At 72.2% G+C, this 22,887-nt stretch carries 17 protein-coding genes; 4 read left to right on the forward strand and 13 right to left on the reverse strand.

What is annotated here, in order from left to right:
* Positions 1 to 45: 45 nt before the first annotated feature.
* The 3 genes from ACWG52_RS10140 to ACWG52_RS10150 all read right to left on the reverse strand — a co-directional run bounded on the left by ACWG52_RS10140 (position 46) and on the right by ACWG52_RS10150 (position 4,419).
* Positions 46 to 1,638, reverse strand: a complete 1,593-nt coding sequence (locus tag ACWG52_RS10140; protein ID WP_033217464.1) for a solute symporter family protein — start codon at positions 1,636 to 1,638, stop codon at positions 46 to 48.
* The gene (locus ACWG52_RS10145) at positions 1,635 to 2,123 is read right to left on the reverse strand and encodes a DUF485 domain-containing protein (RefSeq protein ID WP_389809794.1); all 489 of its coding nucleotides are present in this window, start codon (positions 2,121 to 2,123) and stop codon (positions 1,635 to 1,637) included. Before ACWG52_RS10145 ends, ACWG52_RS10140 begins: the two co-directional genes overlap by 4 nt.
* A gap of 175 nt (positions 2,124 to 2,298) precedes the next feature.
* Positions 2,299 to 4,419 (reverse strand): DNA gyrase/topoisomerase IV subunit B, encoded by a 2,121-nt coding sequence (locus tag ACWG52_RS10150; protein ID WP_033217462.1) that lies wholly within the window; start codon positions 4,417 to 4,419, stop codon positions 2,299 to 2,301.
* A gap of 448 nt (positions 4,420 to 4,867) precedes the next feature.
* Here ACWG52_RS10150 and ACWG52_RS10155 point away from each other — a divergent pair, with 448 nt between their 5' ends.
* On the forward strand, positions 4,868 to 5,101 hold the full coding sequence (locus tag ACWG52_RS10155; RefSeq protein WP_030016583.1) for a DUF7455 domain-containing protein: 234 nt from the start codon (positions 4,868 to 4,870) through the stop codon (positions 5,099 to 5,101).
* Between the two features lie 109 nt (positions 5,102 to 5,210).
* Here the strand turns inward: ACWG52_RS10155 and ACWG52_RS10160 are convergent, their stop codons facing one another.
* The 7 genes from ACWG52_RS10160 to ACWG52_RS10190 form a co-directional block, all read right to left on the reverse strand.
* Entirely contained in the window at positions 5,211 to 6,137 is a 927-nt protein-coding gene (locus tag ACWG52_RS10160) for a serine protease (RefSeq protein ID WP_389809798.1), read from the reverse strand.
* Between the two features lie 139 nt (positions 6,138 to 6,276).
* Positions 6,277 to 7,854: an RNA polymerase sigma factor gene (locus ACWG52_RS10165; protein WP_389809801.1), complete on the reverse strand. Its 1,578-nt coding sequence runs from the start codon at positions 7,852 to 7,854 to the stop codon at positions 6,277 to 6,279.
* Between the two features lie 367 nt (positions 7,855 to 8,221).
* Positions 8,222 to 9,109 (reverse strand): FadR/GntR family transcriptional regulator, encoded by an 888-nt coding sequence (locus ACWG52_RS10170; protein ID WP_314248682.1) that lies wholly within the window; start codon positions 9,107 to 9,109, stop codon positions 8,222 to 8,224.
* 191 nt (positions 9,110 to 9,300) lie between these two features.
* Positions 9,301 to 11,094: an ATP-binding cassette domain-containing protein gene (locus ACWG52_RS10175; RefSeq protein ID WP_453128511.1), complete on the reverse strand. Its 1,794-nt coding sequence runs from the start codon at positions 11,092 to 11,094 to the stop codon at positions 9,301 to 9,303.
* Positions 11,095 to 11,303: 209 nt separating this feature from the next.
* Positions 11,304 to 12,050, reverse strand: coding sequence for an NUDIX hydrolase (locus ACWG52_RS10180; RefSeq protein ID WP_030713299.1), 747 nt, complete (start codon positions 12,048 to 12,050; stop codon positions 11,304 to 11,306).
* A gap of 119 nt (positions 12,051 to 12,169) precedes the next feature.
* Positions 12,170 to 14,158, reverse strand: coding sequence for a glycogen debranching N-terminal domain-containing protein (locus tag ACWG52_RS10185; RefSeq protein WP_389809807.1), 1,989 nt, complete (start codon positions 14,156 to 14,158; stop codon positions 12,170 to 12,172).
* A gap of 212 nt (positions 14,159 to 14,370) precedes the next feature.
* Positions 14,371 to 15,633 carry a DUF4192 domain-containing protein gene (locus tag ACWG52_RS10190; RefSeq protein WP_389809810.1) on the reverse strand — a complete coding sequence of 421 codons (1,263 nt, stop codon included), beginning with the start codon at positions 15,631 to 15,633 and terminating at the stop codon, positions 14,371 to 14,373.
* A 142-nt stretch (positions 15,634 to 15,775) separates the two neighbouring features.
* Here ACWG52_RS10190 and ACWG52_RS10195 point away from each other — a divergent pair, with 142 nt between their 5' ends.
* Both ACWG52_RS10195 and ACWG52_RS10200 read left to right on the forward strand, forming a co-directional pair.
* Positions 15,776 to 17,935, forward strand: a complete 2,160-nt coding sequence (locus ACWG52_RS10195; protein WP_389809813.1) for a RecQ family ATP-dependent DNA helicase — start codon at positions 15,776 to 15,778, stop codon at positions 17,933 to 17,935.
* A gap of 214 nt (positions 17,936 to 18,149) precedes the next feature.
* On the forward strand, positions 18,150 to 18,779 hold the full coding sequence (locus ACWG52_RS10200; RefSeq protein ID WP_389809816.1) for a hypothetical protein: 630 nt from the start codon (positions 18,150 to 18,152) through the stop codon (positions 18,777 to 18,779).
* A 243-nt stretch (positions 18,780 to 19,022) separates the two neighbouring features.
* Here the strand turns inward: ACWG52_RS10200 and ACWG52_RS10205 are convergent, their stop codons facing one another.
* The 3 genes from ACWG52_RS10205 to ACWG52_RS10215 form a co-directional block, all read right to left on the reverse strand.
* Positions 19,023 to 19,655 (reverse strand): hypothetical protein, encoded by a 633-nt coding sequence (locus ACWG52_RS10205; protein ID WP_389809819.1) that lies wholly within the window; start codon positions 19,653 to 19,655, stop codon positions 19,023 to 19,025.
* A 59-nt stretch (positions 19,656 to 19,714) separates the two neighbouring features.
* Entirely contained in the window at positions 19,715 to 20,425 is a 711-nt protein-coding gene (locus tag ACWG52_RS10210; protein ID WP_389809822.1) for a ribonuclease HII, read from the reverse strand.
* 115 nt (positions 20,426 to 20,540) lie between these two features.
* A complete protein-coding gene (locus tag ACWG52_RS10215; RefSeq protein WP_390139718.1) occupies positions 20,541 to 21,143 on the reverse strand; it encodes a TetR/AcrR family transcriptional regulator in 603 nt (200 codons plus the stop codon).
* Positions 21,144 to 21,283: 140 nt separating this feature from the next.
* Between ACWG52_RS10215 and ACWG52_RS10220 the strand changes: the two genes are divergently transcribed.
* Positions 21,284 to 22,837 carry an MFS transporter gene (locus ACWG52_RS10220; RefSeq protein WP_390139717.1) on the forward strand — a complete coding sequence of 518 codons (1,554 nt, stop codon included), beginning with the start codon at positions 21,284 to 21,286 and terminating at the stop codon, positions 22,835 to 22,837.
* Positions 22,838 to 22,887: the final 50 nt, after the last annotated feature.

The raw sequence follows: 22,887 nt of genomic DNA on the forward strand, positions 1-22,887 counted from the left end.
GCCGCTGGGACCGCTCCGGCTCCGCTCGGACCGCGCCGGCTCCGGTCAGACCGCTCCGGCTCCGGTCAGGGAGCGGACCTCCGTCTCCGCGTGCTTCGCCTCGTCCGGCTCCTCGCCCGAGGTGACGGTACCCAGCCAGCCCGCCAGGAAGCCCAGGGGGATGGACACGATCCCCGGGTTCTGCAGCGGGAAGTACTGGAAGTCCACTCCGGGGAAGAGGGATTCGGCGCTGCCCGACACCACCGGCGAGATCAGCACAAGCAGCACCGCCGGAATCAGGCCTCCGTACACCGACCAGACGGCTCCGCGCGTGGTGAAGCCGCGCCAGAAGAGCGAGTACAGCAGCACCGGCAGGTTGGCCGAGGCCGCCACCGCGAAGGCCAGCCCCACCAGGAACGCCACGTTGAGGTCCTGGGCGAGCAGTCCGAGCGCGATCGCGACCGCCCCGATGCCGACGGCCGCGACCCGGGCCACCGCGACCTCGCTGCGCTGCCGGGCGTGCCGGCGCTTGAGCGAGGCGTACAGGTCGTGCGCGACGGATGCCGAGGAGGCCAGGGTGATGCCGGCCACCACCGCCAGGATGGTGGCGAAGGCGATGGCGGCGACGAAGGCGAACAGCACCGCGCCCCCGGTCGTACCGGCACCCCCGCCGAGGAAGGCCGCCAGCAGCGGGACGGCCGTATTCCCGGAGGCGTTGGACGCCCGCACCTCGTCCGGCCCCACCAGCGCGGCCGCCCCGAAACCGAGCACGATGGTCATCAGGTAGAAGCCGCCGATCAGCCCGATCGCCCACACCACCGAGCGGCGGGCCGACCGCGCGGTGGGCACCGTGTAGAACCGCGACAGGATGTGCGGCAGCCCGGCGGTCCCGAGGACCAGGGCGAGACCGAGGCTCATGAAGTCGATCCGGGCGGTCCAGTCGCCGCCGTACTTGAGGCCGGGGCCGAGGAACGCCCGCCCGTGCCCGCTGCGGTCGGCGGCGCTGGTGAGCAACTGGTCGAAGTTCCCGTGGAAGCGCAGCAGCACGAGCACGGTCAGGGTGATCGCGCCACCCATCAGCAGCACGGCCTTCACGATCTGGATCCACGTGGTGGCCCGCATCCCGCCGAAGGACACGTAGACCACCATCAGCGCGCCCACCCCCACCACGGTGAGGGTCCGGGCGACGGCGCTCGAATTCCCCAGCAGCAGGCCGACCAGACTGCCCGCGCCGACCATCTGCGCGATGAGGTACAGGACGGAGACCACGACCGAGGAGGTGCCCGCCGCGATCCGCACCGGACGCTCGCTCATCCGGGCGGCGACCACGTCGGCGAGGGTGAAACGCCCGCAGTTGCGGACCAGTTCGGCGACCAGGAACAGCACCACGAGCCAGGCCACGAGGAAGCCCACCGAGTACAGCAGGCCGTCGTAGCCGAAGAGGGCGATCAGGCCGGAGATGCCGAGGAAGGAGGCGGCGGACATGTAGTCGCCCGCGATGGCGAAACCGTTCTCCATCGGGGAGAACAGTCGCCCGCCGGCATAGAACTCCTCGGCCGACCCGTGCCGGTTCCGGCTGACCCAGGTGGTGATGCCGAGGGTCACGGCGATGAAGAGGCTGAACAGGATCAGCGCGAGGGTCTGGTGTTCGGTGGTCACCGGCCCGCCCTCCTCGCCCGGGTCCGGTCCTGACCGCGTTCCTGCTCGAAGACGGTCCAGCGCAGATCGAGCGCGGCCCGGTCCCGCCGCAGCCGCGCGTGCCGGGCGTACGCCCAGGTCAGCAGGAAGGTGCTGAGGAACTGGCCGAGCCCCGCCAGCATGGCCACGTTGACCGCGCCCACCACGGGCCGGGCCATGAGGCCGGGCGCGGTGGTGGCGGCGACCACATAGGCGACGTACCAGAGGAAGAACCCGGCGGTGGCGGGGACGACGAACCTGCGGTAGCGGGCGCGCACCTCCTGGAAGGCGGCACTGCGCTGCACTTCGAGGTAGATGTCGGATGCACCGGGGGCGGGGCGTCCGCCACCGGGGACCGGGGCCGGCCGGGACGTTTCCTCACCCTCGCCCCACCCGACGGCCAGTGCGTCGTACCAGGGGTCGTCCAGCCGGATCGTTCCGGTATCACGACCTTCGTGCTTGTCCACCGAACTCTCCTTGTCCGCTGCCGCATTGGCCGCGTGCACACAAGGATGTGCGGAATGGGCGCTTTCCGGACTGGTGTACCGGCGCTCTTCACTCCAACAGGTGATGGAGCGATGAGCGCCGGTATGCCGTGGCGCGTTCGGTGCCGGGTGCCGCCGGGCTCCGGCGGCACCCGGATCAGGCGTCGATGCGGGAACGGTCCAGGGTCGCCGCGGAGCTCGTGATGAACTCCTTGCGTGGCGCCACCTCGTTGCCCATGAGCAGGTCGAAGACCTGCTCGGCCGAGTCCAGGTCACCGATGTTGATCCGGCGCAGGGTGCGGTGGCGCGGATCCATCGTGGTCTCCGCCAGCTGGTCCGCGTCCATCTCGCCGAGGCCCTTGTAGCGCTGGATCGAGTCCTTGTACCGGATGTTCTTGCGCTGGTACTCCAGAAGGGTCTGGCGCAGCTCGTTGTCCGAGTACGTGTAGACGTACTTGTCCTGGCCCTTCTTCGGCTGGACCAGCTCGATCCGGTGCAGCGGGGGCACGGCCGCGAAGACCCGGCCCGCCTCGACCATCGGCCGCATGTACCGCTGGAAGAGCGTGAGCAGCAGGCAGCGGATGTGCGCGCCGTCGACGTCGGCGTCGACGAGCAGCACGATCTTGCCGTACCGGGCGGCGTCGATGTCGAAGGTCCGGCCCGAGCCGGCTCCTATGACCTGGATGATCGCTCCGCACTCGGCGTTCTTGAGCATGTCCGAGATCGAGGACTTCTGGACGTTGAGGATCTTGCCGCGGATCGGCAGGAGCGCCTGGAACTCCGAGTTCCGGGCGAGCTTCGCGGTGCCGAGGGCGGAGTCGCCCTCGACGATGAAGAGCTCGCTGCGGTCCACGTCGTCGCTGCGGCAGTCGGCCAGCTTCGCGGGGAGCGAGGAGGTCTCCAGCGCGGTCTTGCGACGCTGGGCCTCCTTGTGCTGTCGGGCCGCGATCCGGGTCCTGGCGGCCGCGACGATCTTCTCCATCACGGCGCGGGCCTGCTGCTTGTCGTCACGCTTGGTGGAGGTCAGGAAGGCCTTGAGCTCCTTGGCGACCACGGCGGCGACGATCCGGGTGGCCGCGGAGGTGCCGAGCACCTCCTTGGTCTGGCCCTCGAACTGCGGCTCGGCGAGCCGGACGGTCACGACCGCCGTCATGCCCTCCATCGCGTCGTCCTTGACCACGTCGTCCTCCGCCACGCGCAGCAGCTTGGCCGAGCGCAGGACCTCGTTCACGGTCTTGGCGACCGAGCGCTCGAAGCCGGAGACGTGGGTGCCGCCCTTGGGGGTGGCGATGATGTTCACGAAGGACTTGACGTTGGTCTCGTACCCCGTGCCCCAGCGCAGGGCGATGTCCACGCCGAGCTCACGGGTGACCTCGGTGGGGGTCATGTGGCCGCGGTCGTCGAGGACCGGGACGGTCTCCTTGAAGGTGCCCGTGCCGCTCAGGCGCAGGACGTCGCAGACGGCCTTGTCCTGGGCGAGGTACTCGCAGAATTCGCTGATGCCGCCGTCGAAGCGGAAGGTCTCCTCGGTCTTGCCGGCCCCGTCGATGCCGCGCTCGTCGCGGACGACCAGGGTCAGGCCGGGGACGAGGAAGGCGGTCTGGCGGGCGCGCTGGTAGAGCGTCTCCAGATTGAGTCGGGCGTCCTTGAGGAAGATCTGGCGGTCGGCCCAGTAGCGGACCCGGGTGCCCGTCCTGCCCTTGGCGACCCGCTTGACCTTGCGCAGGCCGTTGGCCGGGTCGAAGGGGCTCTCGGCGCCCTGCTCGGTGAACATGCCCGGCACGCCGCGGCGGAAGCTGATGGCGTGGGTCGCGCTGTTGCGGTCGACCTCGACGTCGAGACGGGCGGAGAGGGCGTTGACCACGGAGGCGCCGACGCCGTGCAGACCGCCGGAGGCCGCGTACGAGCCACCGCCGAACTTGCCGCCGGCGTGCAGCTTGGTCATGACGACCTCGATGCCGGACAGGCCGGTCTTGGGCTCGACGTCCACGGGGATGCCGCGACCGTTGTCCCGGACCTCCACGGAGGCGTCCTCGTGCAGGATCACCTCGATGTGGTCGCAGTACCCGCCCAGGGCCTCGTCGACGGAGTTGTCGATGATCTCCCACAGGCAGTGCATGAGGCCCCGGCTGTCGGTGGAGCCGATATACATGCCGGGGCGCTTGCGGACGGCCTCCAGCCCTTCGAGGACGAGCAGGTGCCGCGCGGTGTAGTTGGAACCGTCCCGGTCTGCTCCGGACAGCAGCGCGCTGGAAGGCACGGACGTGTCGGCGGTCACGCAGTTCGCTCCTCGCTGAATTTCTTTTCTGGCCCGGTCGGGCGCAGGGGTGGCTCGGGTGCCGCTCGAAGGGTACCGAGGCCAGGTAGAGCCGATGCAACGCCACCCTCGCGCATTGCTCAGCCTAGTCCAGATCCGTACGAGTGTTCGATCCCCCGCGCGGGTGAAGGAAACATCACGTTCCCTTCCGCGCATGAACCATTTAGGGTTCGGGCACGTCCTCATTCACAACCTGGCACTCTCGCCGGGGGAGGATGGAACTGCAACAAGCGCACGACTGACAACGCGAAACCGTAAAGCAACGCAATACGGCTCCTTCGCCGCCAACCGGCAACAGCCGGCCAGCTTCGGAAGGAAGTTTCGAGGAAAAGCCGCGAGCGGGAACGTTTTCGGCCTGGTTGGATGTTGACCCTGGTACGACAGCTCGTCGAGCTAGAGAAGAGGCGACGTGACTACTGTTCTGACACCCGCGACCCCGCTGACGGCCGCTGACCGATGCGACCGTTGCGGCGCCCAGGCATATCTGCGCGTCGTCCTGCTGAGCGGCGGTGAACTGCTCTTCTGCGCCCACCACGGGCGCAAGTTCGAGCCGGAACTCAAGAAGATCGCCGCGGAAATACAGGATGAGACAGAGCGGCTCACGTCCGCTCCGGCTGCCAATGCCGAACCCGAGGACCGCTGACACAGGCCTGCACCTCGCATCCGACGAGCCAGGACCGGCCAGGCCGGTCGACGGGCGGCACCCCTGAGACCCAGGGGTGCCGCCCGTCCTCACGTCCGCGACCCTGCCGCTAAGGCGTGCGATGCCCCTGTACGGGCCCTGCGTACGGCTGGGAGGCCCCGCGGGCGTCCCACCGGATGTCCCGCACCTTCCCGGGCTGCGCGCCCGTCTCCGGGGCCAGTGCGAAGTCGACCAACGGGGCGATGCGCGTGTAGACCCCCGGGCTGTCGGCGCGCCCGCAGCCCCGGCCCCACGAGACCAGCCCGATCAGCCGCCCCTGCGCCACCAGTGGCCCGCCGCTGTCGCCCTGACAGGCGTCCTTGCCCCCGGCGCTGTCCCCCGCGCACACCATGGACTCCGCGCGGTACTGCCCGTCCGCGTCCCCGGGGTAGGCGCGCACGCAGATCTCGTCCGCCAGCACCGTCACCCCGGCGGCACGAAGCCCGTACGCGTAGTCACCGAAGCCGCTCGTGTCCCCCCAGCCGTACACCGCGGCCTCGGTCCCGGCCGCGTAGGCGGGGTGTCCCGCCCCGGCCATGGGCAGCACGTGGTCGACGGGCACCGACTCGGCCAGCTCCAGAACGGCGAGGTCTCCGGCGTTGCTCGCCGGGTCGTAGGCCGGGTTCACCCTGGCCCCGCGCACCGCGATCTCCCGGCCGTCGGCCGCCCTGAGCTCCGTACGCCCGGCGATCACGCGGAAGTCGGCCACGGATTCGACCGGACCGCCCAGCACCTGGCTGCCGAGGCAGTGCGCGGCCGTCAGCACCCTGGTCGGGGCGACGACCACGCCGCCGCAGAACTGCCCGCCCCGCGTACCCCCGAACCGGTCACGGCTGGCGAGGGCGACGACCCAGGGACTGTCGGCCACCTTCACCGGCTTCCCGCCGATCACCACACTGTCCGCGGCCGCCTGCGGCACCTGGGCGAACGGCGCCGCGGCCGCTCCCGCCGCCAGGGTCAGCGCTCCCGCCAGAGCACGGGCAAAGGGACGACGCATGAGGCCTCCTGACTCCGAGTGTGCATGACTCCACCCAGAGTGGGACGCCCGGTGGCCGAGCGCACCCGCGCGGCCACCCTCGCCCTGTGCCGCCCATCGGCTTTCGGCGGCGGCAGGGGCCGCCGCCGAGGCCTCCCGATCAGTCCAGGTAGTCGCGCAGCACCTGGGAGCGGGACGGGTGCCGGAGCTTCGACATCGTCTTCGACTCGATCTGGCGGATCCGCTCACGGGTGACCCCGTAGACCTTGCCGATCTCGTCCAGGGTCTTGGGCTGGCCGTCCGTGAGGCCGAAGCGCATCGAGACCACGCCGGCCTCGCGCTCACTCAGGGTGTCGAGCACCGAGTGCAGCTGCTCCTGCAGCAGCGTGAAGCTCACGGCATCGGCCGGGACGACCGCCTCGGAGTCCTCGATGAGGTCACCGAACTCGCTGTCGCCGTCCTCGCCGAGCGGGGTGTGGAGGGAGATCGGCTCGCGGCCGTACTTCTGGACCTCGATGACCTTCTCGGGGGTCATGTCGAGTTCCTTGGCCAGCTCCTCCGGGGTGGGCTCGCGGCCCAGGTCCTGGAGCATCTGGCGCTGGACGCGGGCGAGCTTGTTGATGACCTCGACCATGTGCACCGGGATGCGGATGGTGCGTGCCTGGTCGGCCATGGCGCGCGTGATCGCCTGGCGGATCCACCACGTGGCATAGGTCGAGAACTTGTAGCCCTTGGTGTAGTCGAACTTCTCGACCGCGCGGATCAGACCCAGGTTGCCCTCCTGGATCAGGTCCAGGAAGAGCATGCCGCGGCCGGTGTAGCGCTTGGCGAGGGAGACCACGAGGCGGAGGTTGGCCTCCAGCAGGTGGTTCTTCGCGCGGCGGCCGTCCTCGGCGATGATCTCCAGCTCGCGCTTGAGCTTGGGCGCCAGCTTGTCGGAGTTCGCCAGCTTGTCCTCGGCGAACAGACCCGCCTCGATGCGCTTGGCGAGCTCCACCTCCTGCTCGGCGTTGAGGAGGGGGACCTTGCCGATCTGCTTGAGGTAGTCCTTGACCGGGTCGGCGGTGGCTCCGGCGACCACGACCTGCTGGGCGGGGGCGTCGTCCTCGTCGTCGGAGATGACGAAGCCCTTGTTCTCCCCGCCCTCCTCCTCTTCCTCGGCCTCGGCCTTGGCGGCGTCGGGACCCTCGTCAGGGGTCTCGTCCTCGGCGCCCTCGTCCGCGTCCTTCTTGGAGGCGGTCTTCTTCGCCGCCGTCTTCTTGGCTGCGGTCTTCCTGGCCGGCGCGGCCTTCTTGGCCGCTGTCTTCTTCGCCGCCGTCTTCTTGGCTGCGGGCTCCGTTCCGGGCTCTCCCGCGAGAGCTTCCACGATCTCCGCGTCCGCCGGGACGGGGGTCGCCGCGGGCTGCGCTGCCGTCGTCCTGGCCGCCGTCTTCTTGACGGTCTCCGTGGCCGTCCGCTTGGCCGGGCTCTTGGCTGCGACGCTCTTGCGGGTGGTGCGCTTGGGCGACTCCGCGGCACTGACCATCAGCGTCACACCCTCTTCCTCGAGGATCTGGTTGAGGCTGCGCAGAACATTCTTCCACTGGGTCGCAGGAATCTGGTCAGCCTCGAAGGCCCGACGCACGTCATCGCCGGCGATCTGCCCCTCGGCCTTGCCCCGCTCGATGAGCGCCATCACAGACTCGGAATCGGCGATCTCCGGCGGGAGCGTACGGGATGTGCTGGCCGACACGAACAACCTCTCGGAACGATGGGAACGGCTTCCGACCCCGGGCCTGGTGGTGCTGGACCGGAGCCGACGACCACTGACCGGGGATGGGCCGGCGGCGCGGGCAGGGGCCGGGGAGCTGCACAGCACCCCCAAGGGCTGCTGTCTTCCCTCCGTCGGCCATCACCTCTTACGTCATCGCGTGACCTCGCAGAGCGTTACGCCCAATCTTCGTGGCCCGAGTCACACCCCGTACTCAGGAGTGCCGCTCCTGTGGTCGAACCTGGCGTGTCACGGGTGCCGAACCGCCACGAAACGGGGCCTCACGCCGGTGTCGCCGGACCCGACCGGGCCCGGCGACATGTTCTGCACCCCCGCGCCCCCGCGCGTCCGCCCGTCAGTGCTCGCGCGGGGCGGGAACCACGCGCTCGACCTCCGGATGAACCGTCAGAAGCTGGCGCATGGCGTTCTCGGCGCCCGTCGCGTCACCCGCGGCCAGGGCCTCGACCATCCGCGCGTGGTGCGCGACGCAGGTCTCGCTGGGGCGGTCGCAGGCGGTGATCGGGCTGCCGGAGACCTGGAGGGCGGCGGAGACGATGCCGGAGAGGTGCTCCAGCATGCGGTTTCCGGCGACCTGGATGAGGAGCGCGTGGAATTCGTTGTCGGCGCGCGCGAAGGTGATCGCGTCGCCCTGACCGAGGGCGTGGCCCATGATCTCGACCATGTCCGCGAGGCGCTGCTGGATGTCCGGGCGGCCGTGACCGGCGGCGAGGCGGGCGGCGAGCGGCTCGATGGTCCAGCGGAGCTCACCGAGCTCGCGGCGCTGGTCGTCGCGCTGCGGGCCGAACGCGCGCCATTCGATGATGTCGGGGTCGAGCAGGTTCCAGTCCGCGACGGGACGGACCCGGGTGCCGACGTTGGGGCGGGCGCTGACGAGGCCCTTGGCCTCCAGGACCCGCAGCGATTCGCGGACCACCGTGCGGGAGACCTCGAAACGCTGGCCGATCTCCTCGGGGACGAGCGGACGGTCCGCGCCGAGGTCACCGGAAACGATCATCTGGCCAAGCTGCTGGACGAGTTGGCCGTGGAGTCCGCGTCCGCGGCTGCCTGCCGCTCGGCGGCCCACGCGGCTCAACTCGACGTCGGCACCGTCCCAGTGGGGTGCTCCGACGCGGTCGGACCCGGGGGTCTCCGCGTAGGGGTAGCGGTCGAGTTCGCCCGGGCCGGCGAGGCCGGAGTCGGCGTGGCGGGCGGCGGTCATCATGGTGTGCGCAAGGGTACTCACGAATCCTTTGTCGGCCGTGCCTCCATGACCCTTGAGGTCTTTGGTGAAAAGCACACGAAAGGGTGATCGGTGCCACCTACGCAATTGACGACTTATCGTAAAGAATCGGGCCTTTTGCGGGGAGTTGCGATCCGCTTGACGCGACACGGACCGCAACGGTCCTCTCCGCGACTTCTCCCGCATCCGAACGATCACCAACGGACCCGGCTGCGCAGTCCGGTGAACCCATAGGCGCACAACAGGACCATCAGCGACAACACCAGTGCGGTCCCCACGGGTTGGGCCATCACCCGGAGGGCTCCCACCAGCACGCGGTCGACCTCCGGCGGCCACTGCCCCCAGGTCAGGCCGCGCAGGCGGGCCGCGAGTCCGGTCGAGGGGTACGCGGCCGAACCCTCCAGCGCCTTGCGCACCAGCGGAACCACCATCACCGGTACGGCGAGCACCGCGGCGAGCCCCGCGGTGGCCGACCGGAAGACACCGGAGGCCAGTACGCCGGCCCACGCGCAGCCGATGAGCAGCCCGGCCCAACTCACGGCCGGGGAGAGCCACTCCACCGGGGTGCGCAGGGGGCCGCTGTCGAAGACCAGCGCGAGGGCGGCGGCGTCGGCGGCCACCGTCAGGGCGCCGAGCAGCAGGGCCAGGGCGGCACAGAGGCCCAGCTTGGCGGTGAGGAGTCCCATCCGCCGGGGCACGGTGCCCCGGTCGGCGGCGAGCGCGGGGTAGCGGTACTCCTCGCCGAAGGCCAGCGCGCCGAGCAGTCCCGCCCCCAGCGCGGCGGGCGGCAGCGGCAGCAGTTCGGGCCAGGCGGCGAGCAGCCGGTTCTGCGGGGTCTGGCCGGTCCGGGCGAGGACCAGGGCGGTGAGGACGGAGGTGGCGACGACCAGGGCGGCGGTGAGGACGGGGGTGGCGGTCCCGAAGACCCGGAGCAACTCGTAACGCAGGGGTCGCAGCGGGCCACCCACGCGGCGCACGGCCGACGCCGGGCGCCCGGAGCGGATCTGCCGGGAGTACTCGTCGGAGGTCTCGGAGGTGGCCGCGGTGCGGACCGTGCCGGGCTCCGGCGGGCCTCCGGCCGCGGTGCGCGCGGCCGGGACCGGCGCCGTCGACGCACCGGCGTCGCCCGTCTCGTCGGCGAGCTGATGGACCAGCACCCCGTGCCGGAACGCCGCCTCGCCGACCTCGGCGCAGTTGCTGCCGTACACCGACAGGCGGCTGCCGCTCTCCGCGACGATCTCCACCGAACGCCGGGCGGCGCGGGCCTCCCGGCCCAGTACGTCGGCCAGCCGGGCCGCGTGCGGGGTGCGCACGGCGACCCGCGGCCGCAGCCGGGTCCGGGCGAAGTCCGCCGCGTCCTGGTCGGCGACGAGCCGACCCGCCTCGATGCTGACGACGCGGTCGGCGCTACGGGCGGCCTCCTTGGCGTCGTCGGTGGTGAAGAGCACCGCGCCGCCGAGAGAGGCGTGGCCGCGCAGCAGGCCGTGCAGCCAACCGCGTTCGCGTGGGGAGAGTCCGGCACCGGGCTCGTCGAGCAGCAGGGTGCACGGATCGGCGAGCAGCGCCGAGGCCAGCGCGACCCGGCGCTCCATGCCGAGCGACAGGGAGCCGAGCCGCTGGTCCCGCAGCCCCGCGATGCCGACGACCTCGAGCATCGCGTCGGCCCGGGAGGCAGGCACCCCGGCGGCGGCACAGAGCATCCGCAGCTGGTTGCGGACGGTCCGCGCGGGGTTGCCGGGGACGTCGCCCAGGAGCACGCCGACCTCACGGCCGGGGTGCGGGATCCGGTGCAGCGCGCGGCCGCGGAAGTAGGTGACGCCGCGGCCCGGTTCGAGTTCGAGCATGAGCCGCAGTGCGGTGGTCTTGCCCGATCCCGGCTCGCCGAGCAGGGCGGTCACATGCCCCGGGCGGGCCTCGAAGGTGAGGTCGTCCACAAGGGGCGGGGCGTGGGGGCGGGGCTTGCTGGTGAGTCCGATGGCCTGGAGCATCGCTTCTCTCGCGGGGGGTGAGACCGCTCAGCGGCAGGGTGGGTACCGCAAGCAAGATAACGCGATATGTCCGATATTCAGCGCAACCGGTCCGATGGAATGCCGATACTGCCGCCCCCGGGCTCCGCACGGACGGCGGGTCCGGACCCGGTCCGGGCGTCGGGAACAGCGGTCCGGCCATCCCCCAGGGCGCCTCGTACTCCGCGGCGTCAGACCTCCGGACGCAGCATCGGCGGGTTGAGCAGGGTGGCCCCACCCGCCCGGAACAGCTGCGCCGGACGCCCGCCCTGACGGGTCGTCGTACCTCCGGCCGGCACCAGGAATCCGGGAGTGCCGGTGACCTTGCGGTGGAAGTTGCGCGGGTCGAGGGACACTCCCCAGACCGCCTCGTACACCCGGCGCAACTCGCCGACGGTGAACTCCGGCGGGCAGAAGGCCGTGGCCAGCGAGGAGTACTCGATCTTCGAGCGGGCCCGCTCCACACCGTCGGCGAGGATCCTGGCGTGGTCGAAGGCGAGACCCGTGGAGTCCTCGTCGGTGCCGGCCAGCACCTCGTCGACCGAGGCCCAGCGCGCGCTGTTGGCGTCTCCCCCGGCCCGGGGCGCAGGCAGGTCAGGAGCCAGCACCAGATGCGCCACGCTGACGACACGCATCCGCGGATCGCGCTTCGGATCGCCGTAGGTGGCCAGCTGTTCGAGGTGCGCCCCGTTGCCCGCGCCGGGCAGGGCGGGGTCGTGCGCGCAGAGGCCGGTCTCTTCGGAGAGCTCCCTGGCGGCGGCCCCCGCCAGGTCCTCGTCCCCGCGGACGAAACCTCCGGGCAGCGCCCAGCGGCCCTGGAACGGCTGCTCACCTCTGCGGACGACCAGCGCGCAGAGCGCGTGGCGCCGCACGGTGAGTACGACCAGGTCGACGGTGACGGCGAAGGGCGGATAGGCCGACGGGTCGTAGGGCGACATGCCGCGATCATAGTCGTCTGCCTGACGATAAACAGCGCTTTGGTGACCTTGAAGGCACCACCCCGAAGGCGGCGGCCTTCGATCGGGCGGACGGTCCGGCCGGAACGGGGTGCGGATGCTCAGCCACCCAACTGGAGCGCATCGGCCGCCTCCTCCACCATGCCGAGGCCGAGCCGGCTGATCCGGACGGCGAAGGGCTCCCCCGCGACCCGAAGACCCGAGAGTCTGAGCCCGCCCAGCGGGGCTCCGGGCAGGGGTGCCAGGGCGACCGTGCCCGCGGGGGCGTCGGGGCGGATGCCGGCAAGGGCGGTCAGGGCGTGGATCCCGGCCGCCGCGGCCACGGCGGCCGGGCGGCAGGCCGCCGGGTGCGGCACGGGGGCGCTGCCCGTGGTGCGCTGCTCGGCCGCGAACATCTCCGGAAGCCGGTATCCGAAGGCCTCCGCCGCGTCCAGCAGACCTCCGAGCAGGCCCGCGGTCTCCTTCTCGAAGCCGGCCTGGGCCAGGCCCGCCACGGCCACCGCGCTCTCGTACGCCCTCACGGCGCCCGAGCGGTGGCCGAACGGGTTGTGGCCCGGCTCCTTCACGGCCATACTCCGCAGCCCCCATCCGGAGTCCATGGCGGGGGCTCCGAGCAGTCGGGCTAGCTGCTCGGCCCGGGTCCGGTCCAAGAGCCCCGGGGCGAGCCGACCGCCGCCGAGCAGTCCGGTGTCGAGCAGGTGGGCGGTGGCCCCCGTGAGTCGTGGCAGCGGCCTCCCGTCGGGGTGGAGGGCCGAGGCGGGCCGGCCGCCGTCGGGACCGTCGATCCAGAATCGGGCCCGGAACCGCTCCCGCAGCCCGACCGCCCGATCCCGCCACTCCTCGGCTCCGGGCCGCCCGCACGCGGCGAGCAGGTCGGCGCCGAGCACCGCGGCCCGATGGGCGTGGGCCTGGGTCTCGCAGCGGCGCGGACCCGGGTCGGGGTCGGCCAGGAAGCCGTCCTCCCCCAAGGCGCCCCGCAGCCACTGCAGGCACCGCTCGGCGGCCGGGAGCAGCCGGGCCACCTCTTCCTCGGGCATCCCCCAGAGCCGGGCCTCGGCCAGCACCGCGGGGAAGGCCAGGGTCGCCTCCGTGCCGGTGCACCCCGGTGGAAGTTGCGCGCCCGCTCCGCGCAGCGGGCCCGGGATCTTCCCGTGGTCCGGCCCCGGAGCCTCGATCTGGGTGCGGGCGAGGATGCGCAGGGTGGCAGCGGCGAGACCGGTCCCGAGGGGCAGCGCCATCCGCGCGGCCCAGAGCGACTCCGCCGGTGCCAGGCCCAGCCGCCAGGGCGCTCCCGCCGCGGCGAAGGCGTCGCCCGGCCGCTCGGGGTCACGCAGGAGCAGCGCGCCCAGGTCCTGGACGCTGGTCCGGAACCATGCCTCGGCCCGCGGATCGTCCCCTTCGGCCCGGGCGTCGGCCAGCGGGTTCGCCACCTGCCCGGCGGGGGCTCGCCCCACCCGGTGCTGGGTGGTCCGCAGCTCGATGGTGCGGGATTCGCCGGGAGCCAGTTCGAGCTGCCAGCGCAGCAGCCCGGCCGAGGCCAGCGCGTCGTCCGGCGGCGGCTCGGCTGCGGTCACGGCCTGTGTCTCGCCGGTGCTCCAGCGCAGCCCGGCGGCATGCACCCCGGCGGGCACCTCCGGCCCGGCCCGGCCGGCGGCGACGGCGGCCAGCTCCGCCAGGTCGGTGCCGAGCAGCACCTCCACGGGCAGGCGTACCGGCCGGGCCGAGAAGCTGCGCAGGGTGATCCGCTCGGTGCCGTCCGCGTGCCGGACCCGTTCCACGCCGATGTCGGGGTCGGGGCCGGGCTCGGCGCCGGTGCGCACGGTCGCGGTGAAGACGGCCCGGTCGGCGGCGAGGCTGCGTCCCTGGACCGCGATCGGGTCCCGGCCGCCGACGCGCACTACGCAGCGGGAGAGCAGGCGGCGCCCGGACCGGTAGATCCCTTCGATCCCCTGCCCGGTCAGCTGGCCGTGTTCCGGTGAGATGGCCAGACAGGGCGCGGAGACGCAGATGACGGCGTCGTGCACGGGCGGCAGTTCGGTCCTGCGGGCGGCGGGCACGCCGGCTGGGCGAGGAGGTGCGAGGTGAGACATGTGTCGCCTTGTCTGCGCTCCGGTGGATTCAGCTGGGCGGCGGCGCGGCCGGTCCCCCACCACCCCACAGCTGAACGCCCCCGACCCCGCCCGGGTCACGGTCCCGGGCGCCGTCCGGGCGTCCTCGGGGTGAGGCCCGCGCCAACGGGGCGGGCCCGAGGCGTACCGGAGCCGTCGCACCGGACCGCCGGACGAGGTGGACCGGTGCGCGCTCACTGTTCGCTCCTCGCGGTACGGCGCGATCCACGGCGGGTCGGCCGGTTCCGGCGACCGGGAGGACGGGTTCCGGCGGAGGGGCGGCTTCGCCGCGGTTCCCGTCGGCGCCGCTCCTCCCGCAGGCACTGCCGCAGCCCCTCGGGGTCGATCCCTTCGTTGCAGGCGTGGTGGAGCAGCTGCGCGAAGCGGTACTCGGCGTCCGCCCGTAGGGCCAGGCCGAAGGCGATCCGGGCGGTCGGTTCGTCGCCCGTGGACCACGAGACCCAGCCGGCGAGGGTGAGCGGAGCGGCCGCGTGCTCGCCGTAGGCCCCGACGCAGCGCCTTGCCAGGGCCCGCCACAGCCGCAGGGCCGGGGCCGCCTCCTCCTTCTCCATCCATTCCGCGGCGATGTCCCGGATCTCGCGGTCCTGGAGGCCGAGGATCAGTGCGGCGGCCTCGTCGTGGCCGAGCAGCGCGTCGTCCCAGTCGTCGGCGTGGGCGCCTCCCTCGACGGGCGGGGCGAGAGTCATGCGCCGCATCAGGGTCCGCGCCAGGGCGATGGTCTCGGCGCCGACCTCCTCGCGGGTGGCCCCGTCGAGGATCCTGGGCATCAGGGCGGCGGCGGCCCGGTCCAGGGCCTGTTCCGCCTCCTCCGCCACGGCACCGCGCAGCGGTGCCAGCCTGCTCTCGATCTCCTTGAGGGAGCCCCGGACCTGGAGTCCGGCGAAGGTGGCCGTGGCGGCCAGCACCGAGGTACCGACGGCGGCCAGCATGCTGCCCTCGGCCGGGCAGCACCGCTCGTCGGGGCACACGTAGGACCAGAACCGCCCCTCCGACAGGCACAGGGCCTCCAGTACGGGCACGTCCAGAGCGCCGCAGGCCAGCCGGATCCGCTGGGCGAGGGGCCGCAGCCGGGTCATCACCCGCCGGCCGTTCTCCTCCCCGGTGGGTTCCTGACAGAGGTAGACGACGATGCCGTCGGGCTTGCCGCCGCGCCGTTCGCTGCCCCGGACGAGGCACTCGGCGACCTGCCGGGCGGTGTCCTCCCATTCCGTGGGTGAGCTGGGGATACCGACGCGGAGCCGCCCGCCGAAGCGTCCGCCCTCGCCGTGCACGGCGACCATGACGAGGGAGTCGGTCGGGTGGAAGCCGAGCATGTAGGGCAGCGCGTCGGCCAGTTCGGCCGGGCTGCGCAGGGTGATCTGGGGTCCGGTGGCGGCTCCGGACGGGCTGATGGAGGGACGGCCGGACGGGGTGCGTGATTCGTGGTTGTTCGTCATGCCACGAAGGTCCCGCGCATGATCCGATCCCGAAAGCCCTGTGGATAACTCCCGCCGCGCCCTCGCCTCGCTCCCGGCGCCGCCGTCCACAGGCCCGGAGCGGCATTGGCGCGATGTCGGAGGCATCAGGTTGCATGGGGGCATGAACGCAGACCTGAGGTCCTCGGCCGACTCCGTCCTAGCCCGTCTCGTGGGCGACCCCACGGGCACCGCCAGGCTGCGCGAGGACCAGTGGCTGGCGATCGAGGCCTTGGTGGCGCACAAGCGGCGGGCGCTGGTGGTCCAGCGCACGGGCTGGGGCAAGTCCGCGGTGTACTTCGTCGCCACCTCCCTGCTGCGGGCGAGCGGCGCCGGACCCACCGTGATCGTCTCCCCGCTCCTCGCGTTGATGCGCAATCAGGTCGAGGCCGCGGCCCGGGCGGGGATCCGCGCCCGCACCATCAACTCCGCCAACCCCGAGGAGTGGGAGGGCATCCAGGCCGAGGTGGCGGCGGGTGAGGTCGATGTGCTGCTGGTGAGTCCGGAGCGGCTCAACAACCCCGATTTCCGCGACCAGGTCCTCCCCAAGCTCTCCGCCGCCACCGGCCTGCTCGTGGTCGACGAGGCGCACTGCATCTCCGACTGGGGTCACGACTTCCGCCCCGACTACCGCCGCCTGCGCACCATGCTGGCCGACCTGCCTCCGGGGGTCCCGGTGCTCGCCACGACCGCCACGGCCAATGCACGTGTGACCGCCGACGTCGCCGAACAGCTCGGCACGGGGGCCGGTACGGACGCTCTGGTGCTGCGCGGTCCGCTGGACCGCGAGAGCCTGAGTCTGGCCGTGCTGACCCTGCCCGACGCGGCGCACCGACTGGCCTGGCTCGCCGACCACCTCGGGGAGCTGCCCGGCTCCGGGATCATCTACACGTTGACCGTGGCGGCCGCCGAGGAGGTCACCGCCTACCTGCGTCACCGCGGGCACACCGTGTCCTCGTACACCGGAAAGACGGAGAACGCGGACCGCCAGCAGGCCGAGGACGACCTGCAGGCGAACCGGGTCAAGGCACTGGTGGCGACCTCCGCCCTCGGGATGGGCTTCGACAAGCCCGACCTCGGCTTCGTGGTGCACCTGGGATCGCCTTCCTCCCCCATCGCCTACTACCAGCAGGTCGGCCGCGCCGGTCGTGGTGTGGAGCACGCCGAGGTCCTGCTGCTCCCCGGCCGGGAGGACGAGGCGATCTGGCAGTACTTCGCCTCGGTGGCCTTCCCGCCGGAGGAGCAGGTGCGCCGCACACTGGACGTTCTGGCGCAGGCCGGTCGGCCGCTGTCGCTGCCCGCCCTGGAGCCGCTGGTCGATCTGCGCCGCACCCGGCTGGAGACGATGCTCAAGGTGCTCGATGTCGACGGCGCCGTGCACCGCGTCAAGGGCGGCTGGACCTCGACGGGCGAGCCCTGGGCCTACGACGCCGAGCGCTACGCGTGGGTGGCCCGCCAGCGGGCGACGGAACAGCAGGCCATGCGCGACTACGCCGCGGCCACCGGGTGCCGGATGGAGTTCCTGCGCCGCCAGCTGGACGACGAGGAGGCGGCGCCGTGCGGCCGCTGCGACAACTGCGCCGGGGCCCGGTTCACGGCGGAGGTCTCCAGCACCGCGCTGGACACCGCGCGCGGTGAACTCGGCCGCCCTGGCGTGGAGCTGGAGCCGCGCAAGATGTGGCCGACCGGGCTCGCCGCGGTCGGCGTCGACCTCAAGGGGCGCATCCCCGCCGGTGAGCAGGCCTCGACGGGCCGGGCGTTGGGTCGGCTGTCCGACATCGGGTGGGGCAACCGGCTGCGCCCGATGCTGGCCCCGCAGGCTCCGGACCAGCCGGTTCCGGACGATGTCGCTCAGGCCGTGGTCGCGGTGCTCGCCGACTGGGCCCGCGGTCCGGGCGGCTGGGCCTCGGGCGCTCCGGACGCGCCTGCCAGGCCGGTGGGCGTGGTCGCGCTGCCCTCGCGCAGCCACCCTGAGTTGATCGGTTCGCTGGCCGCTCGGATCGCGGAGATCGGGCGGATGCCGCTGCTCGGCGCGCTCGCCTATACCGACCAGGCCGCGGAGTTCGGGTCGGTGTCCTCGAACAGCGCGCAGCGGGTGCGGGGGCTCCACCAGGCCCTCACCGTGCCCCCCGCGCTGGCCGACGCGCTGGCGGCGTCCGCGGGCCCGGTGCTGCTCGTGGACGACCGTGCGGAGAGCGGGTGGACCATCGCGGTGGCCGCCCGGCTGCTGCGGCGGGCAGGCGCGAAAGAGGTGTTCCCGCTGGTGCTGGCGCTTCAGGGCTAGCCGAATGCGTCATCTTCGGCGTGGCGGGGCAAGGATATGAACGGCATACCGGCGAATTCCGGTCGGCGGCGTCAATTGCTCGTTGCCGCACGCTCAGAAGCCACGCGAGAATTGGGGTGCTCCCGCTCGGCTCCTCGGCACCCTCCTGGGCCGCGCTGCGGCGCGCCCTGACTCCACCGTGCCCGTTCGCGGGCGTGTACCCGAAGGGAGGACCGTGACCTTCGGATTCGCGCCGCCCCCGACCACGTCCCTGGCAACAGCCACCGGCGGCACCAGCCGACACGGCAGACTGCTGGAACCCGCGGAATGGACGGCGGCGGGCATTCCACTGCTGCGCAATCCGCGCGAGGTCGTCAGCGGGCTGCACTCCCGGCACAGCCCCGTGCCCTCGACCGCGGTCATCGCCGTCCTCGGCCCGGAGGAGCAGCTCGTGGCGAGCGCCTCCTTCGTGCAGCGGTCGACCTCGGCCGACGGTTGGGAGTACCGCAATGCCCTGTTGTCCCGGCTGCGCCGGGTCCTCCCGCACGACCTGCGGCGGCGGACGCCCGTACGGACGGCCGTGCTGCTCTACTGCCGCGAGGGTGACGAGCGGTGGACCGAGGAGGACGGGGCGTGGATGTGGGGGCTGCGGGACGCCTGCACCCTGCACGGCCTGCGCTGCGGCGCGTACATCACGCTCACCCATGGAGGCTGGCAGGTGCTGGGTGAGGGCCGTGGCGGTCGGCGCCCGAGCTCCGACTCGCGGCCGCAGCGCCTGGGCGACACCGTCGCCGAGTTCTCCCCGCTGGCTCTGCACACCGGGGGCGGAGCGGCGGAGGCCCTGCGCCGGACCGCCGCGCGCTGACCTCTTACGGCCCGCGCGTGCAGCCCCGGCGCACGGCCCGGGCCCGTACGACTGCCACCTGTGCCCGCGCACGCTCGTACGACGCCGCGGTCCGCATGCCCGCGGGCATGCCTCACGGCCGTACACCCAAGAACGGGCGTACGGCGGATCAGGCGTCAGGTACCGACTCGGGCCCCGGCGCGGGCTTCAGCGGGGCCGGCCCGAGGCCCGCCCCGCCCCTCGCCCGTGCCGGGGTACAGGGCGTCAGACGCCCGCACCCAGCACGGAGTTGATCTGCTGCGGGTCGCCGCACACGATCAGCAGCGCACCCGCCCGGGTGAGCGCGACCGGCAGGGCACCCGCGATGGTGTCGACCGATCCGCCGTTGGCCGCGAAGACCACGACGGGACGGCCGGCGGCGCGCTGGACCTGCGCCGCGTCCGCGTAGAAGACGTCGTCCCCGGCGTCGTGCAGGGCCCAGTACGCGGCCTCGCCGAAGGACAGCTCGTGAGCGGCCCACGGGTGCGGGTCGCCACTGGTGAGCACCAGGATGTCGCCGGGCGCGCGCCCGGTGTCGAGCAGCAGGTCGACGGCCTCTTCGGCCGCGTCCAGCGCACCCTCGGCGGAGGCCGGGATCAGCTGGACCTGCGGCACCGCCGCGGAGACGGACGGTGCGGTGGGGGCTACGGGAACGGGTCCGGGGGTGGCCTGCGGCGCACGCTGCGCGGGCGGTGCGGGCCTGGCGGGACCGGGGCGGCCGGGCCGCGGTACGGCGGCGGGACGCGGACCAGGTACAGGGCGGGGGGTCTGCGCGGTGCGGCTCGCGGCCGGCGTGACGCGGGGACCCTGGGCACTCTCGTGAATCTGAGGCTCCTCGATGGCGGGGGTGAGAGGCATGAGTTGACATCTATCAAACACCGGTACGAAACGTACCGGTCGGTGGCACAGGCGTGCGATCAGAAATCGAAGCCGAGTTGGCCTCCGTTTTCCAGCTCCATCGACTCCTCGCTGCGGCGCACCTTCTTGAGGTGGCGCCACCGGGGCAGCGCGTCGAGGTACGACCACGAGAGTCGGTGGTAGGGGGTGGGCCCCAGCTCCTCCAGCGCGGCCCGGTGTACCGGCGAGGGGTACCCGGCGTTGGCGGCGAAGGCGAAGTCCTCGATTCCGCCGCCCTGTCCCCCGAGTTCGGCCATCATGCGGTCGCGGCGGACCTTGGCGATGACCGAGGCCGCGGCGACGGCGATGCAGGACTGGTCGCCCTTGATCACCGTACGGACCCGCCAGGGCGGGCCGAGGTAGTCGTGCTTACCGTCGAGTATCACCGCGTCGGGCCGCACCGGCAGCGCCTCCAGCGCGCGCTCTGCCGCCAGTCGGAGGGCGGCGGTCATCCCGAGTTCGTCGATCTCCTCGGGCGAGGAGTGCCCGAGGGCGTACGCGGTGACCCAGCCCTCCAGGACATCGAGCAGGGCATCGCGCCGCTTGGGGGTGAGCAGTTTGGAGTCGGTGAGCCCGGCGGGCGGCCGGCGCAGGCCGGTGATCGCCGCACACACGGTGACGGGTCCGGCCCAGGCCCCTCGTCCGACTTCGTCGACCCCGGCGATGACCTTGGCGCCGGTGGTTGCACGGAGGGAGCGTTCGACGGTGTGGGTGGGTGCTTCGTACGGCATGGCGCCAGCAAGGTTACGCCGCCCCGAGCCGACTGCACACCCCCGCCCCGGTCCGACCCGCCCTCGATCGGACGCGAACGCCGCTCCGCGCGCCCCGAGCCGCCCCCGCCGCGTCTCACACCCTGAGCAGCGGCACCATCACCTCGTCGATCAGCGCCGCGATGTCCACGTCCTCCCATTCGCTTCCGCACACCTTGGCGCGGTACATCAGCATCGCCGGAATGACATCCACGACAAACGGACCGGTCGCGTCCGGCCGGACGTCACCTCGCGCGATTCCGCGCTCCACAAGCTCCCTGATCAGGCGCTGAGCCGGCTCGTGCAGACCGGACCAGATGACTCCGTGAAACCGATCCGCATGCATGTGATCGCATTCGTGAAGCACCGACCGCAAGGCCTGCCCGGCGCGTGAGTGCATGACGTCCCGCGTACTCACACACAACAGATAGAGCTCCTCGCGGATCGAACCACAGTCGGGAATGTCACCGATCCGCGGCAGACCGCTGCGCAACGCATCGGCCACCAGGTCCGCTTTCGACGGCCAGCGACGGTAGAGCGCGGCCTTGCCGGTGTGCGCGCCGGACGCGACACCCTCCATGGTGAGCGCGTTCCAGCCGACCGTACTCAGCTGCTCCAACGCGGCGTCGAGAATCGCCCGTTCGAGCTCAGGACCCCGTCTGCGCCCCGGCGACGCCGCTGACCAGCGCGAACCCACCATCTCCCCACCTCCGACCGGCTTGCGCGTTCGACGCACGTATTTTCAGCCTTAGTGAACGCTTGCGTTCACTAAGGCGCGGCTCCTACCGTGGACCCGCAGTGAACGAATGCGTTCACTATTTCACTTTGGGGGGATCCTCAGTGACAAGCTCTCAACTCGCCACACCTCGGATACCGGGCGCGGCACGCCGGGAGGGGCGCCCCGGAGTGGCGCTCGCCGTCATCGCCGCGTGCCAGCTCATGGTCGTCCTCGACGCGACGATCGTGAACATCGCGCTCCCGCACATCCAGAGCGCCCTCGACTTCAGCACCACCGACCTCTCGTGGGTGCTCAGCGCCTACACCCTCACCTTCGGCGGCCTGCTGCTGCTCGGCGGCAGGGCGGGCGACATCCTGGGCCGGCGCCGCGTGTTCCTCGCCGGAATCCTGCTCTTCACGCTGGCCTCCCTCCTGGGCGGCTTCGCCCAGGAGCCCTGGCAGCTGCTCGCGGCCCGCGCGCTGCAGGGGGTCGGCGGCGCGATCGCCTCGCCGACCTCCCTCGCCCTGATCACCACGACCTTCCCCGAAGGGCCCGAGCGGAACCGGGCGTTCGGGGTGTTCGCCGCCGTCTCCGCGGGCGGCGGCGCGATCGGCCTCCTGGCCGGCGGCATGCTGACCGAGTGGCTCGACTGGCGCTGGGTCCTCTTCGTCAACGTGCCGATCGGCGTGCTCATCGCGGTCCTGACCCCGCTCTACATCACCGAGTCCGAGCGCCACCCCGGCCGCTTCGACATCGCCGGAGCCCTCACCTCCACGGGTGGCATGGCCTCCCTCGTGTACGGATTCATCAGCGCGGCCGAGAAGGGCTGGCGCGACGCGATCACCCTCGGCTCGTTCGCCGCGGCCTTCGTCCTGCTGGCGCTCTTCGTCGTCATCGAGTCACAGGCCCGCGAGCCGATCATCCCGCTGCGCATGTTCGCCGACCGCAACCGCACCGGCACCTACGTGATCATGCTCGGCCTCGCCGCCGCGATGTTCGGCATGTTCTTCTTCATCGTCCAGTTCGTGCAGAACGTGCTGGGGTTCTCGCCGATCCGATCCGGCCTCGGCTTCCTGCCGGTGACGGTCGCGATCATCACCGCCGCCGGCCTCTCTCAGCGCTTCCTGCCGCGCTTCGGGCCCAAGCCCTTCATGGTCGCCGGGTCCGCGCTCACCGGAACCGGTCTGGCCTGGCTGACCTTCATCCGGACCGACAGCTCCTACGTCTCCGGAGTGCTCGGGCCGATGCTGCTGTTCGGCTTCGGCATGGGCCTCAACTTCGTGACCCTCACCCTCACCGCCGTCTCCGGTGTGGCCCAGAAGGAGGCGGGCGCGGCCTCCGGGCTGCTCAACGCCAGCCAGCAGGTCGGTGGCTCGCTCGGCCTGTCCATCCTGGTCACCGTCTTCGGCACGGCCAGTCGCGACGAGGCCACGAAGCAGGTCCCGTCCTTCATGACCCAGGCGGACCCCCAACAGATCGCCGCCTTCAAGGAGACCGGTTTCCTGCCCGACCCCTGGGGTGACCTGGTGCTCACCCACGGCATCTCCACCGCGTTCTACGCCGCCGTCGCCATGGCGGGCCTGGCCCTGGCCACCGCCCTGCTGGTGATCCGGGTGCGCAAGAGCGACCTGGAGGCCCTGGCCGGAGCCGCCGCGAAGGCCGGCCCGGCCGCCTGAGCCGGCTCGTCCGTACGGAGCCGGGCCGGGCGCGGGGAACGATCCCCGCG

The sequence above is a fragment of the Streptomyces sp. CLCI03 genome (genome assembly GCF_053615355.1).

Excerpts from the sequence above, each read along its gene's own strand:
- ACWG52_RS10195 (WP_389809813.1), top strand. The coding sequence starts at position 15,776 with ATGAACGCAGACCTGAGGTCCTCGGCCGACTCCGTCCTAGCCCGTCTC.
- ACWG52_RS10215 (WP_390139718.1), bottom strand. The coding sequence starts at position 21,143 with ATGGTGGGTTCGCGCTGGTCAGCGGCGTCGCCGGGGCGCAGACGGGGT.
- ACWG52_RS10205 (WP_389809819.1), bottom strand. The coding sequence starts at position 19,655 with ATGCCTCTCACCCCCGCCATCGAGGAGCCTCAGATTCACGAGAGTGCC.
- ACWG52_RS10185 (WP_389809807.1), bottom strand. The coding sequence starts at position 14,158 with ATGTCTCACCTCGCACCTCCTCGCCCAGCCGGCGTGCCCGCCGCCCGC.
- ACWG52_RS10180 (WP_030713299.1), bottom strand. The coding sequence starts at position 12,050 with ATGTCGCCCTACGACCCGTCGGCCTATCCGCCCTTCGCCGTCACCGTC.
- ACWG52_RS10160 (WP_389809798.1), bottom strand. The coding sequence starts at position 6,137 with ATGCGTCGTCCCTTTGCCCGTGCTCTGGCGGGAGCGCTGACCCTGGCG.
- ACWG52_RS10210 (WP_389809822.1), bottom strand. The coding sequence starts at position 20,425 with ATGCCGTACGAAGCACCCACCCACACCGTCGAACGCTCCCTCCGTGCA.
- ACWG52_RS10175 (WP_453128511.1), bottom strand. The coding sequence starts at position 11,094 with ATGCTCCAGGCCATCGGACTCACCAGCAAGCCCCGCCCCCACGCCCCG.
- ACWG52_RS10190 (WP_389809810.1), bottom strand. The coding sequence starts at position 15,633 with ATGACGAACAACCACGAATCACGCACCCCGTCCGGCCGTCCCTCCATC.